General features: G+C 54.6%; 16 protein-coding genes. 9 read left to right on the top strand and 7 right to left on the bottom strand.

Annotated elements, in window-relative coordinates:
• The first annotated feature begins 4 nt into the window (after positions 1–4).
• Positions 5–1,075 (top strand): GTP-binding protein, encoded by a 1,071-nt coding sequence (locus H7F11_RS17100; protein WP_319803393.1) that lies wholly within the window; start codon positions 5–7, stop codon positions 1,073–1,075.
• Between the two features lie 9 nt (positions 1,076–1,084).
• Complete coding sequence (locus H7F11_RS07325) at positions 1,085–1,747, top strand: DUF1826 domain-containing protein (RefSeq protein WP_193650956.1); 663 nt, start codon at positions 1,085–1,087, stop codon at positions 1,745–1,747.
• On the opposite strand, the gene bfr is transcribed toward H7F11_RS07325, so the two are convergent.
• Together bfr and H7F11_RS07315 are read right to left on the bottom strand one after the other, a co-directional pair.
• The gene (bfr, locus tag H7F11_RS07320) at positions 1,744–2,232 is read right to left on the bottom strand and encodes a bacterioferritin (RefSeq protein WP_031570419.1); all 489 of its coding nucleotides are present in this window, start codon (positions 2,230–2,232) and stop codon (positions 1,744–1,746) included. The two genes, H7F11_RS07325 and bfr, sit on opposite strands and share 4 nt — an antisense overlap.
• A gap of 45 nt (positions 2,233–2,277) precedes the next feature.
• Positions 2,278–2,505, bottom strand: a complete 228-nt coding sequence (locus tag H7F11_RS07315) for a bacterioferritin-associated ferredoxin (RefSeq protein ID WP_193650955.1) — start codon at positions 2,503–2,505, stop codon at positions 2,278–2,280.
• Between the two features lie 365 nt (positions 2,506–2,870).
• Between H7F11_RS07315 and pmbA the strand changes: the two genes are divergently transcribed.
• A complete protein-coding gene (gene pmbA / locus H7F11_RS07310; protein WP_193650954.1) occupies positions 2,871–4,217 on the top strand; it encodes a metalloprotease PmbA in 1,347 nt (448 codons plus the stop codon).
• On the opposite strand, the gene lnt is transcribed toward pmbA, so the two are convergent.
• Genes lnt through miaB form a run of 5 tightly spaced genes read right to left on the bottom strand, consistent with a single transcriptional unit; the run spans position 4,186 to position 9,411 of the window.
• Positions 4,186–5,706 (bottom strand): apolipoprotein N-acyltransferase, encoded by a 1,521-nt coding sequence (gene lnt / locus H7F11_RS07305; protein WP_193650953.1) that lies wholly within the window; start codon positions 5,704–5,706, stop codon positions 4,186–4,188. The genes pmbA and lnt overlap by 32 nt on opposite strands.
• Entirely contained in the window at positions 5,703–6,578 is an 876-nt protein-coding gene (locus tag H7F11_RS07300) for an HlyC/CorC family transporter (protein ID WP_193650952.1), read from the bottom strand. The genes lnt and H7F11_RS07300 overlap by 4 nt, the downstream gene beginning before the upstream one ends.
• Positions 6,571–7,068 (bottom strand): rRNA maturation RNase YbeY, encoded by a 498-nt coding sequence (gene ybeY, locus H7F11_RS07295; protein ID WP_193650951.1) that lies wholly within the window; start codon positions 7,066–7,068, stop codon positions 6,571–6,573. Before ybeY ends, H7F11_RS07300 begins: the two co-directional genes overlap by 8 nt.
• Positions 7,065–8,051 carry a PhoH family protein gene (locus tag H7F11_RS07290; protein WP_193650950.1) on the bottom strand — a complete coding sequence of 329 codons (987 nt, stop codon included), beginning with the start codon at positions 8,049–8,051 and terminating at the stop codon, positions 7,065–7,067. The genes ybeY and H7F11_RS07290 overlap by 4 nt, the downstream gene beginning before the upstream one ends.
• Before the next feature lie 4 nt (positions 8,052–8,055).
• Positions 8,056–9,411 carry a tRNA (N6-isopentenyl adenosine(37)-C2)-methylthiotransferase MiaB gene (miaB, locus tag H7F11_RS07285; protein WP_193650949.1) on the bottom strand — a complete coding sequence of 452 codons (1,356 nt, stop codon included), beginning with the start codon at positions 9,409–9,411 and terminating at the stop codon, positions 8,056–8,058.
• A 172-nt stretch (positions 9,412–9,583) separates the two neighbouring features.
• Between miaB and H7F11_RS07280 the strand changes: the two genes are divergently transcribed.
• From H7F11_RS07280 to H7F11_RS07255, 6 genes are all read left to right on the top strand, one after another.
• Positions 9,584–10,168, top strand: coding sequence for a class I SAM-dependent methyltransferase (locus H7F11_RS07280; RefSeq protein ID WP_193650948.1), 585 nt, complete (start codon positions 9,584–9,586; stop codon positions 10,166–10,168).
• A 1-nt stretch (position 10,169) separates the two neighbouring features.
• Positions 10,170–10,694, top strand: a complete 525-nt coding sequence (locus tag H7F11_RS07275) for a chorismate--pyruvate lyase family protein (RefSeq protein WP_227485332.1) — start codon at positions 10,170–10,172, stop codon at positions 10,692–10,694.
• Positions 10,694–11,596 (top strand): 4-hydroxybenzoate octaprenyltransferase, encoded by a 903-nt coding sequence (gene ubiA, locus H7F11_RS07270; RefSeq protein ID WP_193650947.1) that lies wholly within the window; start codon positions 10,694–10,696, stop codon positions 11,594–11,596. The genes H7F11_RS07275 and ubiA overlap by 1 nt, the downstream gene beginning before the upstream one ends.
• A 235-nt stretch (positions 11,597–11,831) precedes the next feature.
• Entirely contained in the window at positions 11,832–13,988 is a 2,157-nt protein-coding gene (locus H7F11_RS07265) for a primosomal protein N' (protein WP_193650946.1), read from the top strand.
• Positions 13,989–14,072: 84 nt separating this feature from the next.
• Positions 14,073–15,461 (top strand): sigma-54 dependent transcriptional regulator, encoded by a 1,389-nt coding sequence (locus H7F11_RS07260; RefSeq protein WP_193650945.1) that lies wholly within the window; start codon positions 14,073–14,075, stop codon positions 15,459–15,461.
• A 105-nt stretch (positions 15,462–15,566) separates the two neighbouring features.
• A complete protein-coding gene (locus tag H7F11_RS07255) occupies positions 15,567–15,770 on the top strand; it encodes a cold-shock protein (protein ID WP_009564993.1) in 204 nt (67 codons plus the stop codon).
• Positions 15,771–15,795: the final 25 nt, after the last annotated feature.

Raw genomic sequence — 15,795 nt, 5'->3', positions numbered from 1 at the left:
ATCGGTGAAACTTCAGATCAATATTGATGCCACCCTGGTCCGTGAAGGGGGTGCGCAACTATCACGCACCGAAGAAAAAGTCGTTGAAATGTCCAATGGCTGCATCTGCTGCACGCTCCGGGAAGATTTGCTTGAGGAGGTGGCCTTATTGGCAAAAGAAGGGCGTTTTGACCAATTGGTGATTGAATCCACGGGGATTTCTGAGCCTTTGCCCGTCGCCGAAACCTTCACATTTGAGGATGAACAAGGCAGCTCACTGTCACAGCTGGCGCGCCTGGATACCATGGTGACGGTCGTGGATGCCTATAACTTTCTCCGGGAATACGCCGACGCCCAATTATTACGCGATCGTGGAGAGTCACTGGGCGCAGAAGATGAACGCACCATTACCGACCTCCTGATTGAGCAGATTGAATTCTGCAATGTGCTGGTGCTGAACAAGGTGGACCTCATCAGCCCGGAAGAACAGCAAAGCTTGATGGCTATTTTGAAGGCGCTCAATCCTCGGGCGCGCATTGAAATTTCCGAGTTTGGTCGGGTTCCTGTCAGTCGCGTACTGCAAACCGGTCTTTTTGACTTTGAAGAAGCCAGCCAGGCCCCCGGATGGTTGATGGAAATGCGCGGGGAACATATTCCAGAAAGTACGGAATATGGGATTGGCAGTTTTCATTTTGCCGCTCACCGCCCCTTTCATCCGCAGCGGTTCTGGGACTTGATGCATCAGAATTGGGACAGCGTATTACGCAGCAAGGGATTTTTCTGGTTAGCGACCCGGCCGGATGTCGCCGGGCTCTGGTCTCAGGCCGGGGGGATTTTCCGGCATCAGGCGACCGGACAATGGTGGGCCGCCACCCCCAAAAAATACTGGCCTAAAGATCCTGAAGAACGCCAGACTATCGAGAAACATTTTCAGGGAGAATGGGGCGACCGCCGCCAGGAGCTGGTTTTTATCGGACAAAACATGGATGAAAACATTATCCGTCAATCTCTGAGCGATTGCTTGCTTACCGATGCAGAGTGGCAGCAGGGTCCGTCAGCATGGAATGGTTTTGTTGACCCATTTCCGGAATGGTGAGGAGCTTCTATGTCGCAAGCCATATTAAAACAGGGTGCAGGAGCCGATGAAATACTGTTCGTAGATCAACTTGCCGATCTTGTCAGCATTTTCGATACGGACGTTCAGCTGTGCATAATGCAAAGATCCCAACAACTGGAAATACTGGATTATCTGGATGCCGCCGAAAATGATCTGGGCAGCGGAATTCGCCAATCCTTCAATCGTGGAACGCTGTTCCCTGCAGAGCTGTTGCCCGACTTATCCGGCCGGGAGTTCTTACTGAAAGACATACGCTTCCTGATGGAGCTTTACTTCGATTTAACCGGTTGCGACGCTATCGCGCTTCGCCTGATGGTTCTCGATCGGGCTATGTGCCCAAGATTCCATACAGATTTTACGGGAATCCGTTTGTTGTGCACCTGGAAAGGGCCGGGCACGCAATGGCTAAGCAGTGATTATGCGGATCGCAGTAAACTGGGAGAGGGATCCCGAGGACTGGCGGACCTGAAATCCGGGCTAATTCGCGATCCTCGCGGCATCGGGGAGGTCCCCGCATTTGCCATTGCCCTGCTCAAAGGAGAGGCTTGGGAAAACAATGCCGGAAAGGGGATCATACATCGTTCCCCGGCCCTGGGCAGCACAGGGAAAATGCGCATTGCGCTTTCCCTGGATGCGCTTTGGAATGATTAATCGGCCCCAGCACCCAAAGGACCCGAGGCCATTTGCATAAAGTTGGGTAAACCCATTTTGTCGATCAGATCAATGTGGGTTTCCAGCCAGTCAATATGCTCTTCGGTCTGCTCCTGAATTTCGACGAGAATCTCTCGCGAGACGTAGTCCTTGACCGATTCGCAATAATGGATGGCCTCGTTGTAATGAACGCGGCCAGCTTCTTCCAGTTTCAGGTCACAAGCCAGACATTCAGCCGCATTTTCACCGATGAGTAATTTATTCAGGTCCTGCAGATTGGGTAGGCCTTCCAGAAACAAAATACGTTCGATCAGTTTGTCGGCATGCTGCATTTCTTCAATGGATTCCGCATATTCATGCTTACCCAGAGCAAAAAGTCCCCAGTTTTTGTACATGCGGGCATGCAGAAAGTATTGATTGATGGCTGTCAGCTCAATGGCCAGCGCCTTGTTCAACAACTGGATAACTTTTTTATCCCCTTTCATGACGCGCTCCTGTTTGAATGGTTAATTTAGTAGATTGGAAAGTGATTAGACGGCCTGCTTGAGTATAGACCGGGAATGTTGATGCATGGGATATTGCATGGCTTTGGCATGCTGCATTTCCTGATCCAGAACCGCTTTGGCACAAGTCGCACAACGCCCGCACTGGGAGGCCACACCTAACTGTCGGCGTAGATCCCGCATGGAACAGGCACCTTCATATACTGCCTGATGAATGTCTTTTTCGGTGACAGCGTTACATAGGCATATATACATAGCTATTCTCATCAAAAGCTCTTACACAGCATTCAAACGCAAATGATAATGCATGTCAATAACATTACCCATAAAAATTGGCCGTTGGGTCTGCAGGCTTTTTGCTCCATTGTTCCTTGCCTGTTGTTCTGCGGCTCATCCTGCTGTCAGGAGAGAACTCGCCCTGCGGGCTCAGACAGCTCTCCTGACGGGCGCAGGATTTCGCCAAGAACAACAACGGCTCGAAACAAAAGTCGCTGCAAAGCCTGCAGACCCAACGGCCATTTTTTAGGTTCAACAGTCATTCATCAGTCATTTTCTTTCTACATCGGATGCCTTGGGAGTAAGATGTCGGGATTCTTTCATTCACAGCGAGACCCAAGCCCATGAGCCAAGCCCCCCATTCCACCCTGAATGCCGAAACCCTGTGCCAGATCAGCGAGGATATTCTGGTTCTCGCCCGCAAACAGGGGGCAACTGCAGCTGAAGCGGCAGCAAGTACGGGCAAGGGGCTTTCTGTGTCCGTCCGCCTCGGCGAAGTGGAATCCATTGAGTACAATCAGGATAAAGGAATGGGCGTGACGGTCTACCTGGGGCAGTCCAAAGGTAGCGCCTCCACCTCGGATTTTTCACGCAAGGCCATTGCCGAAACCGTGGAAGCCGCGCTCACCATTGCCCGTCACACCTCCGCAGATCCCTTTTCGGGCCTGGCTGATCCGGCGCTTTTCGCCCGCGAGTTCCCCGATCTGGATCTTTATCATCCCTGGTCAATAGACGCCGATACGGCGGCAGAGTTGGCACGCCGTTGTGAGGCGGCTGCCCGGGATAGCGATCCACGTATTCACAATTCTGAAGGCGGAAGCCTGGGCACCAGCGAAGCTCTTTCCGTTTACGCCAACAGTCTGGGTTTTGTGGGAAAAAGGCAATCGTCCCAGCATAGCCTGTCCTGCTCAGTCATTGCCGAAGACCTGAAAGGCGGCATGCAAAGGGACTACTGGTATGATGTAGCCCGCAATGCCAGCGCATTGGCCAGCCCGGAAAGTATCGGCAAAATAGCTGCGGAACGGGCGGTGCGGCGTCTGGATGCGCGCAAGCTGCCCACCACCAGGGTGCCGGTGATTTTTGAAAATCAGGTGGCTTCCAGCATTCTTGGACACCTGGCCAGTGCCATCAGTGGCGGCAGTCTGTATCGGAAAAGTTCCTTTCTGGTAGACAGCCTGGGCAAGACCCTGTTTCCGGAACATATTCGCATTTATGAAGAACCCTTGCGCCCCAGGGGATTGGGCAGTGCCAGCTTTGACTCGGAAGGCGTAGCCACCCGCAACCGCGACATCATTTCCGAAGGTATTCTGCAGGGATACATCCTCGACAGTTACAGTGGCCGCAAGTTGCAGATGCCGACCACCGGAAATGCCGGAGGTGTCCACAATCTGACCCTGGAGCCCGGCAGCCGATCGCTGCAGGAAATGATCCGGGAAATGGGACGGGGTTTACTGGTCACCGAACTGATCGGTTTTGGGATCAATATGGTCACCGGCGACTATTCACGCGGCGCCGCCGGCTTCTGGATAGAAAATGGCGAGATTCAATATCCGGTTGAGGAGATCACCATTGCGGGGAGCCTGCAGGCCATGTTCAAGGGTATGCAGATGGTCGGCAACGACCTGCTTATCCATGGCAACACCGGCTGTTCTTCCATTCTCATTGACGAGATGATGATTGCCGGCGAGTAACCCCTATGGCCAAAAGCATGAGCAAAGCACTCAGTAGCAGGTAGGGCAGACTCCCCCAGCGACCATAGGGAGTCTCTCCGGCCATGGGCTGCACCGAGCCATTCAGGGTGCCCACCACAAATTGCGGAAGCTGGGTGCGGATTTCGCCCTGGGGAGAAATCAGCGTGGTGATACCGGTATTGGTATCGCGCACATCCGGTTTCTGCTCCTGACGGGACTGCATGGCGGCCATCTGCATACTCTGGGCGGCAGCAATACTGTGCCCATACCAGGCATAATCACTGATATTGAGTAAAAAGGTCGCCCCTTCTCTGACCCCCTTACGGACATCACGGGAAAAAGATTCTTCATAACAAATGGTCATGCCAGCCTTTTGTCCGTCTACAGGCAGGACATAAGGACCATGCCCAAAGGAAAAACTCCCCAGACCCGGTAAAAAGTGGTGGACCAGAGGACCCAGCAGGTGCGGCAAGGGAATATATTCACCAAAAGGCACCAGATGTTCTTTCTGGTACCAGCGCAGGGGGGCGTTCCCGTCAATTTCCATGGCGGCGTTGTAGTATTTGCCATCTGCCGCTTCGGGAATGCCGATAATCAGAATCTTGTGATTCCGCGCCGACCATTCCTGTAACTGACTAATCAGTTCAGGAATTTCTGTCTGAAAAATGGGAAAGGCGGTTTCCGGCAAAACCACCAGCTGGCTATTTTTGGGCGTCTGCAAAATCAGTTGTACGTAATGGTGCAGTATCTGGCTGATGGCTGCAGTATTCCATTTTTCGGTGATGGGAATATTACCCTGCACCAGGCTGACCCGAAGCTTGTGCCCGACGGGATGGGTGAAGCTGACTGACCCCGCAGCCAGAGCCACCCCGGAAAGCACCAGCAAGGCGGAAACGCCGCCGAGCAGCGACCGCCTGGATTGGGATTCGCGCAACATCCATAACAGAATAGTGGCAAAACCGGCGGTGGCGAGTCCGACCCCATACTGTCCCAGCCAGGCGGAGAAACCACCCAGAAAAACGTGGGTCTGCGTATATCCTGTGGCCAGCCAGGGGAAGCCCGTGAAGAACCTGGCGCGACACCATTCCGCAAATACCCACAACACCGGTAAAGCGACAAGACGCGCATTTCCCCGAAAAAAACGGGTAGCCAGACATAGGGCCAAAGCTGGATAAATGGCACAATAAGCCGCCAGCAGCGCTACCGCCCCACCCGCAAGGAACCAGTCCATATGGGCAAAATTGTGCAGGGTGATGGATATCCAGCTGACTCCGCTACAAAATGCCCCGAAACCAAAAGCGTACCCCAAAGCGGCAGCCCGCCGGGGACGTTCAGCTGTGGTAGCCAACCAGAACAGCGCAAATAGCAGAATGATGGCGAGAAACCAGGCATTAAAAGGGGCAAAAGCCAAAGGCCAGAGCACACCCAAAATTAATGCGGCCAGAAGCCGCAAAGGAAACGCCCATGATTTGATGGAATCCTGAATCATGCACTATCCTGATCGGACAATTCGGGCAGCGCTGCACTGCGCGGAGGAGACACCCGGACAATCTGTACCCGGCGTCGATCGGCTCTTAACACTTCCAGTCGCAAATTACCCTCCTCAATCACTTCGCCCACCCTTGGCACATGCCCAAGCCGCGTAGCCACCCAGCCACCCAGGGTGTCCGCGTGTTCATCTGCCAGATGCGCCGCAAAATGTTCATTGAAATCCTCCAGGGGAATCAGCGCATTCACCAGAAAGTCACCATCTTCCCGTGAGGCTATCATGACATCTTCGTCAATGTCATATTCGTCTTCAATTTCCCCGACGATGATTTCCAGCACGTCCTCGATGGTAATGAGGCCGGCCACCCCGCCATATTCATCAACCACCACCGCCATGTGGTGACGACCGGTGCGAAACTCATAGAGCAGGTGATCCAGATGTTTGCTTTCGGGAATAAATGTCGCGGGTCGCAACAATTCTCCCAAGCGTGGCATGGACATGCCCGAACGACAGGCCTGGAGCAAATCCTTGGCCAGCAGGATGCCGCGCACGTCGTCGCGATCCTCTCCCACCACCGGAAAACGCGAGTGCCCGACTTCCGAAACCCTGGCGATGATTTCCGGCAATGGCATATCCATCTCAATCACTTCCATCTGAGCGCGGGGAATCATCACGTCACGGACGGTCAATTCGCCCATCCGGAAAATCCCATCCACCATGCGTGCCGCTTCGGCATCAATCACCTGACGCTCGCCAGCCTCCCGGACCAGATCCAGCAAACTGTCCTGATCTTCCACATTGCCGCGCAGGGACTGGGTAAAACGCGCCCACCAACTCCGTGGGCGCTCCTGGGTACTTCGATCTTCACTCATGTATTTGGTTCAGGTAAGGGTCGGCCACACCCATTTCAGCCAGCAATCGGGTTTCCAGTTGTTCCATGATCTGTGCTTCGTGGTCTTCGACATGGTCATAGCCCAACAAATGCAAGGTACTGTGAATCAGCAAGTGGCGATAGTGATTCAACAAAGTTTTCCCCTGCCCGGCAGCTTCCTGAAGCACCACGGCCGGGGCTATCACAATATCGCCCAACAGGTCGCGGCGGAACACTGGAGGCAGGGGATCCTGGGGAAAAGACAGACAATTGGTCGGTTTTTCCTGCTGCCGATAGTGAGCGTTCAATCGGGTGATTTCGGCATTACTCACAAAGGCGAGGGAGATTTCGGCCATGCGCCCTGCGTCCGGGGATCGCGGAGTCGCAACCGTCAGCGCCTGAAGAATGGCACTCCTGGCCTTGTTGCGGGAAGGGATAGCAGCCAGATCCACGGAATCATCCACAGACAGGCGCAGGTAAAGCCCGCTCAAGGTTTCTCTCCAAAGCGATCATAAGCCTGGATGATGCGGGCCACGAGCGGATGCCGGACCACATCGGCACTTTCAAAAAAGACCATTTCCACTCCCGGCATGGCGTCCAGCACATCCAGCACCTGGACCAGACCGGAAAGCTGACCGCGCGGAAGGTCAATCTGGGTGACGTCGCCAGTGACGACCACTTTTGCGCCGAAACCCATGCGGGTCAAAAACATTTTCATCTGCTCCGGGGTCGTATTCTGAGCCTCGTCGAGAATGATAAAGGCGTCGTTGAGCGTCCGGCCGCGCATGTAAGCCAGCGGTGCCACTTCAATAATTTGCCGTTCAATAAGTTTCGCCACCTTCTCGTAACCAATCATTTCATGCAGTGCGTCGTAGAGGGGGCGCAAATAGGGATCCACTTTTTCACTCAAAGACCCGGGCAGGAAACCCAGCCGTTCACCGGCTTCGACAGCGGGACGCACCAACACCAGGCGGCGCACCTGATTGCGTTCGATCTGCTCGACGGCCGCTGCGACGGCCAGATAGGTTTTTCCCGTACCGGCCGGACCGATGCCAAAAGTCAGGTCATTATGCCGGATGGAATCCAGATAGCGGCGTTGACGCAACCCTCGACCCCGAATGGTCCCTTTGAGGGTTTGCACCCCCGGGGGTTCCGACGCTTCCTGCGTTTCCGCTTCGGCTTCCACCTGAACCCGCTGAATACATTGATGCACCCAGTGACTGGAGAGCTTCCGGCCCTGAACGACCTGAGCATAGAGATCAGCCAGAACCGTTTTTGCCGCCAGCACCGCCGCTTGTGGACCGGTAATATGGAAACGTTCCCCACGCGGAAGAATGACGACACCCAGCCGGGATTCCAGTTGTCTTAGATGGTTGTCCAGTTCGCCAGCCATTTCCGACAAGTCAGCGGCGCTGGCCTGCTCAGCGATAAAATCACCATGACAGACGGCGGGATTCTTACTGGGAGGCTCCATGGGATTATACGGCAAGACGATGTGCCGCAGGATTGGACTGCGTCAGACGACCACGCAGACTATTCGGCAAAGCGGCCGTAATTTCTATATCCATCATTTGTCCTGCCCAGTCAGGGTTGCCGGGCAGATTGACCGAGCGGTTGCAGGCGGTTTTTCCGGTCACTTCACGCGGATCACGGCGCGAAGGGCCGGTAATCAATACCGCCTGACGTGTCCCCACCAGGCTCTGGGCGTAGGCTTGGGCCAGCCCGTTGATACGTCCCTGCAAAATGGCGAGACGGGCATCTTTTTCGGCTTCAGGGACACTGTCCTTGAGTTTCAGGGCGGGGGTATTGGGCCGCTGACTGTATTTGAAGGAGTAAGACTGGTCGAAACGCACGGCCTCAATCAAGTCCATGGTGGCCGCAAAATCGGCCTCGGTTTCACCCGGAAATCCGACGATGAAATCTGATGAAATTTGTATGCCTGGACGTGCAGCCCGCAGGCGAGCAATTTTTTCCAGATATTGCCCGACACTATGCTTGCGGTGCATACGCCGCAAAATCCGGTCTGAGCCGCTCTGCACCGGTAAATGTAAGTGCGGAGCCAGTTTTTCGATGGAACCGTGAGCGGCAATCAGGTCATCATCCAGATTACTGGGATGAGAAGTGGTATAACGCAGGCGCAGTAAACCCGGAATACGGGAAAGTCTTTCCAGCAATTCGGCAAGCCCGCCTTCACCAATCAGGCCCGTCGCGCCGCGATACGCGTTGACGTTCTGCCCCAACAAGGTGATTTCACGCACCCCCTGATCGACCAGACTGCGTGCCTCACGGATAATATCGGGCATGGGACGACTGTATTCACGTCCCCGGGTATGGGGCACCACACAAAAAGTACAAAACTTGTCGCAACCTTCCTGAATGGTCAGGAAAGCCGTGGCACCATCGCGACCGGGACGCTGGGGCAGGCGGTCAAATTTTTCGAGTACCGGAAAATCCACATCCACCTGAGGATGACGCTCAGCCACACAGGCATCGAGCAGATCGGGCAGACGGTGCAGGGTCTGAGGACCAAACACCAGATCCACGTAAGGGGCACGACGACGCAATTTTGCGCCCTCCTGACTGGCCACACAGCCTCCCACGCCAATAATTACTTCCGGGCGCTTTTCCTTGAACGGACGCCAGAATCCCAATTGGGTGAATACTTTGTCTTCAGCTTTTTCGCGAATGGAACAGGTGTTGAGCAAAAGCACATCAGCCTGCTGGGGATCGTCTACCAATTTCAGTCCATGACTCTGCGCCAGCAGATCCGCCATGCGCTCGGAGTCATATTCATTCATCTGACAACCGTAGGTTTTAATAAACAGATTTTGCAATGCATTTCCGGAAAAAAGCGGCCTCGTCATGATGATAGGGCCAGCAACCCGGATTGACAAGGGCCCCGTTTCGCTCAGTTTCGCTCCGCACGCTGCCCATGCTAGAGTATCGACCGTTCATATGGGTTCTGCGCAAATCCGTGCATTGCCCTTTATCCGGTGGAGAGAATCCATGTCCAGATCTTCCGGGCCGGTATCCCAGGCTTGGCACTTTACCCGCGAGTTTTTACGCGACCCCCAAGCCATTGGCGCGGTACTGCCCAGCTCTCCTTTTCTCGCCAGACGCATGGCCGCCATGGTCCCGGACGGGCCGGGACTGGTGATTGAACTCGGACCCGGCATGGGGCCGGTCACCAAGGCCCTGCTCGCCCGGGGTATAGATGCCAGTGATCTGGTGTTGGTGGAACAGGCGCCAACGATGGTCCGCCATCTGCGCCACCAGTTTCCGCAACTGGAAGTCATCGAAGGCGATGCTGCCCGACTCCAGGAAATGATTGCCCATCGTGGCAAGGTCCGGGCTATTGTTTCCAGCCTGCCGCTCCGCACCATTCCCCAGGAAATCGTCGCCCGTATTTTTCAGCAACTGCCGGCAGTCAGCCAGCAGGGCACGGTATTTATTCAGTTCACCTATCATTTCCGCAGTTCCTGCCAGGGCTTGCCCACTGAATTCCGGCGCGGACGCCCCGCCATGGTGCTGCGCAATTTACCGCCCGCCCGCATTGATCAGTTTATTTTTCACGGCAAAGGATCGGTCTGATTTGCCCCGAATCATGGCTTACAAAACCGCAGCACTGAATCATGCGCCCAGGCATTTATGGCCCTGGTTGGCGCTCCCGGCATCGCTGACTGCAGCACTGCAGCGCGCCTATGGTCATACCCATCGGGTCACGGCGCTTCTTATGGGGAGTGGACGCCGGAAACCGACTTATAGTGAACAGCGGCTCTTGCATTTAAAGCGGGGCGAGCGAATTTTCTGGCGGGAAGTCCTTCTCCACGCTGGAGATCCAGATCGGCCCGCCATATGGGCTATGACCACCATACCGCTTTGTGGACTGCGCCATGGTCTGCTGCCCCTGGCGCGCCACGGTTCCCGTCCCATCGGCAACACCCTGTTTCGGCATCGCCGCCTGCGCCGTTCCCCCATCACCATGGAGGCCTTGCCGCGCTTCGGCCAACGCGTCTGGCGGCGACGCTCCATTTTACGCCGGGGTCATACCGAAGTATTGGTTGAAGAACATTTCCTGCCGGACTTACCCCCTTGGGCGGGTCGAGGTCGACGCTGATGAATGATTTCATCCCGTTTCGTCAGCGTTTTTCCGCCTATCTGGCGTTGATGCGCATGGACCGTCCCATCGGTACGCTGTTATTGCTCTGGCCAACTTATTGGGGACTCTGGCTGGCGGCCAAAGGGACGCCTTCCCTGCGCCTGTTTGTGATTTTTACCCTGGGTACCTGGCTGATGCGCTCGGCAGGCTGTGTCATCAATGATTATTTTGATCGGGATTTTGATAAACAGGTAGCACGCACCCGGCACCGGCCACTGGCGGCGGGACTCATCAGTCCCGCCGCAGCTTTACGTCTTTTTGTATTGCTCTGCCTGTTGGCTGCTGCTTTATTGCCCTTTTTGAATCTGCTCAGTCTGGCTTTGGCCGGTGCTGCAGTATTCATTACCATTACCTACCCACTGTTCAAACGCTTCACCCATCTTCCCCAGGCTTACCTGGGCATTGCCTTTTCCTTTGGTATTCCAATGGCTTTTGCAGCAACACGAGGAACGGTTCCGGCCATGGCCTGGTGGCTGATGCTCGCCAATGCCTGCTGGGTGGTCGCCTATGATACGGCCTATGCCATGGCGGATCGTCCGGATGATCTGAAGGCCGGTATCAAATCTACGGCCATTTTGTTTGGCCGCTGGGATCGTCATATCATCGCCGGTCTGCAACTGACCATGCTATGCATATTTGTCGGCATTGGCGTCAGCACGCAAATGCACTGGCCCTTTTGGATTGCCTTGCTCCTGGTGCTGCTTCTCGGCATTTATGAACAGAGCTTGCTGGGGGGAGACAGAGATCTGGCTTTTGGTGCTTTTCTGCACAACAACTGGATTGGGCTGGTTTTGTTTTGGGGAATAGTGGCCGGTTTAGCGCCATCAAGCGGCTTGCCCATACCGGGAGCCTGGGGCTAAAACGGAGAATTCTGTGCGTTTTTGAAAAACTTATACACAGTTTACTCATAAACCGACAAAAGCCAGAGCAGCACCGTTAAGTTGTTGTTGAAAGTCATCATCTAATTGTTTTCATTTATTGTTTATCCTTGCCACTTTTTTGGGCAAGCCGGCTAAGGTCTTGAAGCACTAGGCATATGCGAGTTTTCCTGAGGTCCATGCACAGACTTATCCACAGAACTTGTGGGCAACTTTAATGCCCGCTGCGACGGTCTGCCTGCAAGTGGCTGTTTTGGGGCATCTGCCCCGGATATTTTCCTATGCCCTGCCGGAAAACCCGGAACGCCTGCCTCCCGGCGTACGCCTGCGTGTCCCTTTTGGTCAAAAAAGCCGTATTGGTATTCTGGTGGGATATGACCACTGTCCGCCGGAAATCACCTTGAAACCCATTGAGGCTGTACTCGATACGCGGCCCCTGCTTCCAGAATCCCTGCAGCAGCTTCTGAATTTTGGTGCGCATTATTACCAGCATCCTCTGGGCGATGTCTGGGCTGCCGCCCTCCCGGCGCTACTCCGTCAGGGTCGGCCTTTGCCAAGGCCCGCAGCACAGGCTTATCAACTCACCCAGCCTGAACAGATGCCTGCCCGTCCCGGCAAACTGCAGGAAGCCCTGATAACCCTGCTCAGCACCTCTAACCCTACCGTCGAAACAGAAGTACCATCACGTTTACGTCCGGTCCTTCGCCAGGCGCTTCACAACGGCTGGGTGAAAGCCCTCAACCTTCCCGCTCCCGGAGTAACTGCACAACCGGTCCCCTACCCTCTGAATGAAGAACAGCGCATTGCCATCACTCAATTACGGATTACCCAAGGCTTTACATGCTGGCTGCTGGATGGCGTTACCGGAAGCGGCAAAACCGAAGTCTACTTCGAAACAATCCGTCCCCATCTGGAAGCCGGTCGGCAGGTGCTTATTCTCGTCCCGGAAATCGGTCTTACCCCACAGCTGCTGGCACGCTGCCAGGCCCGCTTCGGCAAGGCAGCGGTCGCCGCACTGCATTCCGCCCAGACCGACACCGAACGTTTGCGCATCTGGGCATTGGCGGCCATGGGGCATATTCAACTGCTCATCGGCACCCGCTCCACTCTTTTTGTGCCCATGCCGCAGCTGGCCTGTATTGTCATTGATGAAGAACATGATCCCTCTTTCAAGCAACACCGGGGCTGGCACTATTCCGCCAGGGACATGGCCATTCAGCGGGCCAAACTGGAGAATATTCCGGTCATTCTCGGTTCGGCCACGCCCTCTCTGGAAAGTCTCTACAATGTCCAGCAGGGACGTTATCAAAGTCTGCAATTACGGCAGCGCGCTACCAACGCGCCCCTGCCGGGCATCACGATTGTTGCGCTTCGCCGCCAATATCTTCAGGGGGGGCTCTCCAGTGATCTTCTGAACGCCTGCTCAGAAACGCTCGCGGCGGGAAATCAGGTCTTGCTGTTTCTGAACCGGCGGGGTTATGCACCCGCCGTACTCTGCCATGATTGTGGCCATGTCCTGCACTGCCCACGCTGTAGTGCCGCCCTCACCTGGCACCGCCACCAGCAACGCCTGCGCTGTCATCACTGCGGATACGAGTCACGCTGGCCTGAAGACTGTCCGGAATGCCACAGTACTGCGCTGATCACTGCCGGACAGGGAACCGAGCAACTGGAAGAAGTCCTGCGCCAACGCTTTCCCGCAACGCCGGTCTGGCGGATTGATCGGGATGCATTACCAGGACGGGAGGCTTTTTCCGCCGTACTGGAGCAAATCCATCAGAATCAACCCGCTATCCTGGTTGGCACGCAAATGCTCGCCAAGGGCCATCATTTTCCAGCCGTCACCCTGGTCGGCATCGTCAACACTGATCAGGGCCTGTTCAGTGCCGATTTTCGGGCTCCCGAGCGCTTGCTGCAGATGGTTCTGCAAGTGGCGGGACGGGCAGGTCGCGAAGATCGACCCGGACGAGTCCTTCTGCAAACCCATCTGCCCCATCATCCCCTGATCCAGAAACTCAGTGAAGGAGACTATCAGCAAGCCGCCCGGTTACTTCTGGAAGAACGTCTGCAAGCAAGCCTTCCTCCCGGCACAGCCCTGACGCTTATGTGTGCTGAAGCCCATCAACGGGCAGCCATTCAGGCCTTCCTGGAAGCGGCAAAAGCCTGCGCTCCCGATTTGCTGGAAATCAGCGGACCGCAGCCTGCGCTTCTGGAAAGACGGGCCGGTTTTGAGCGTGCTGAATTATGGATAGAGGCGCCCACACGCCAGATCATGCAGAAGTCCCTTAAAATCTGGTTACCCTGCTGTCAGCAGCTGCCAGAAGCCCGTAGGGTGCGCTGGTTTGTCGATGTCGACCCGCAATTCATGCTTTGATTCCGGCGTGATTGGTAAAAACTACTATATATTGGGTATGCGTGAAATTTATGCGACACTCGTAACAAATTCGAAGGAGTACACATGCCCAAAAATGCCAAGCTCAAACTCTCCGATCCGTCAATAGAACGCAGTGTGTTGTATGTTGGTGAAAAAGACATCATTGCTGCCTCTACAGGAATCTTGAAAGAAGAAGGCTGGGATATCATTTTTGCAACCTCTTTAGCAGAGGCTCCCCAATACGCCAGCAAAAGCGGTGCGCTGGTTGGTGTAGTCGGCTTCAGCCAGAAAGAGTTCGTGGATCATGCGCATCGCGTCGAACTGATGCTAGCCCAGTCAACCCAGTTAAAATGGATTGCCCTGATCCCCCCCAACGCCGCTGACCAACCGGCTTTCCGCCAGTTGATTGGTAGCGCATTTTATGATTATCACACCTTGCCTTTAGATGCCCTGCGTCTGTCCATTACCTTGGGACACGCATTTGGCATGGCAGAAATGACTGCCGATACCTTTCAGGGCGGACAGTGGGATCTTCATCATCATCCCGAAAGCCAGATGGTTGGCGCCAGTGACCAGATGCAGAAAATCTATCAGGAAATTCGCAAAGTCGCTGGTGTAGAAGCGCCCGTTCTCATCACGGGCGAAAGCGGGACGGGCAAAGAACTGACAGCTCAAGCCATTCATGAAAGGTCCACGCGTAAAGAAGGGCCCTTTATAGCCGTCAATTGTGGCGCTCTTCCTGCCAACCTGATTCAATCAGAATTATTCGGGCATGAAAAAGGTTCTTTTACCGGTGCCCATGAACGCAAAATCGGACGCATTGAGTCTGCCACTGACGGAACCCTTTTTCTGGACGAAATTGGCGACTTGCCGATGGACCTGCAAACTAATCTGCTGCGATTTTTACAGGAAAAAACCATTCACCGAGTTGGTGGCCGTCAGGATATAGAAGTCAATGTCCGTGTGCTCGCTGCCACCCATATCAACCTGGAAGCAGCCATCAAGGAAGGTCGTTTCCGTCAGGATCTTTACTACCGCTTGAATGTTTTGCAGATAAAAATGCCACCTTTGCGTGATCGTGTGGGTGACATTCCCTTGTTGGCACAATATATATTCACGCGCTTTTCGGATGAAAAAGCGCATCGAGTCAAAGGATTCAGCGAAGAAGCACTCCATGCCATGAATCATTATGACTGGCCGGGCAATATCCGGGAACTCATCAATCGTGTCCGTCGAGCCATGGTCATGTGTGAAAAATTCCTGATTTCACCGGTTGATTTAGGTCTGGAGCGGCGCACCAATTCACGCATGCAGGTTACCCTGAATGAAGCCCGTGACGGTGCCGAAGCCAGCAGTATTCGTGGAGCACTGGCACAAAGTCGCGGCAGCGTCAGTATGGCTGCCCGCCAGCTGGGCATTTCGCGGGTGTCTTTATATCGCCTGATGGAAAAACACGGCATTTCCAAAAGCTGAATATACGCTAACAGGCTGATCAGCATAGCAACTTGCGCAGGGGCAGGTATATGCTATTCTTGAAAGTAGCCGGTTGGGCTATTTTTGATTATTTTGGGGTGTGAAATGGCGGTTGGTACAGTGAAGTGGTTCAATGACAGTAAGGGATTTGGTTTCATTACACCTGAAGATGGTAAGGAAGACGTGTTTGTGCACCATTCCGCCATTGAAGGTACGGGTTTCAAAACCCTGGCTGAAGGTGAAAGGGTCAACTTTGAAGTCACGCGTGGACCCAAAGGTCTGCAGGCCGAAAAGGTCCGCCGGGCTTAATTAGGGCTCAGCGTTAAAACCGGAT

Origin of the sequence: Acidithiobacillus sp. HP-2 (assembly GCF_015100155.1) — a bacterium.
Taxonomy (GTDB): Bacteria; Pseudomonadota; Gammaproteobacteria; order Acidithiobacillales; family Acidithiobacillaceae; genus Acidithiobacillus.
This window is presented reverse-complemented; position numbering and strand designations above follow the sequence as displayed.

Coding starts and splice junctions, on each gene's coding strand:
- H7F11_RS07325 (WP_193650956.1), top strand. CDS start 1,085: ATGTCGCAAGCCATATTAAAACAGGGTGCAGGAGCCGATGAAATACTG.
- bfr (WP_031570419.1), bottom strand. CDS start 2,232: ATGAAAGGGGATAAAAAAGTTATCCAGTTGTTGAACAAGGCGCTGGCC.
- H7F11_RS07315 (WP_193650955.1), bottom strand. CDS start 2,505: ATGTATATATGCCTATGTAACGCTGTCACCGAAAAAGACATTCATCAG.
- pmbA (WP_193650954.1), top strand. CDS start 2,871: ATGAGCCAAGCCCCCCATTCCACCCTGAATGCCGAAACCCTGTGCCAG.
- lnt (WP_193650953.1), bottom strand. CDS start 5,706: ATGATTCAGGATTCCATCAAATCATGGGCGTTTCCTTTGCGGCTTCTG.
- H7F11_RS07300 (WP_193650952.1), bottom strand. CDS start 6,578: ATGAGTGAAGATCGAAGTACCCAGGAGCGCCCACGGAGTTGGTGGGCG.
- H7F11_RS07290 (WP_193650950.1), bottom strand. CDS start 8,051: ATGGAGCCTCCCAGTAAGAATCCCGCCGTCTGTCATGGTGATTTTATC.
- H7F11_RS07280 (WP_193650948.1), top strand. CDS start 9,584: ATGTCCAGATCTTCCGGGCCGGTATCCCAGGCTTGGCACTTTACCCGC.
- ubiA (WP_193650947.1), top strand. CDS start 10,694: ATGAATGATTTCATCCCGTTTCGTCAGCGTTTTTCCGCCTATCTGGCG.
- H7F11_RS07265 (WP_193650946.1), top strand. CDS start 11,832: ATGCCCGCTGCGACGGTCTGCCTGCAAGTGGCTGTTTTGGGGCATCTG.
- H7F11_RS07260 (WP_193650945.1), top strand. CDS start 14,073: ATGCCCAAAAATGCCAAGCTCAAACTCTCCGATCCGTCAATAGAACGC.
- H7F11_RS07255 (WP_009564993.1), top strand. CDS start 15,567: ATGGCGGTTGGTACAGTGAAGTGGTTCAATGACAGTAAGGGATTTGGT.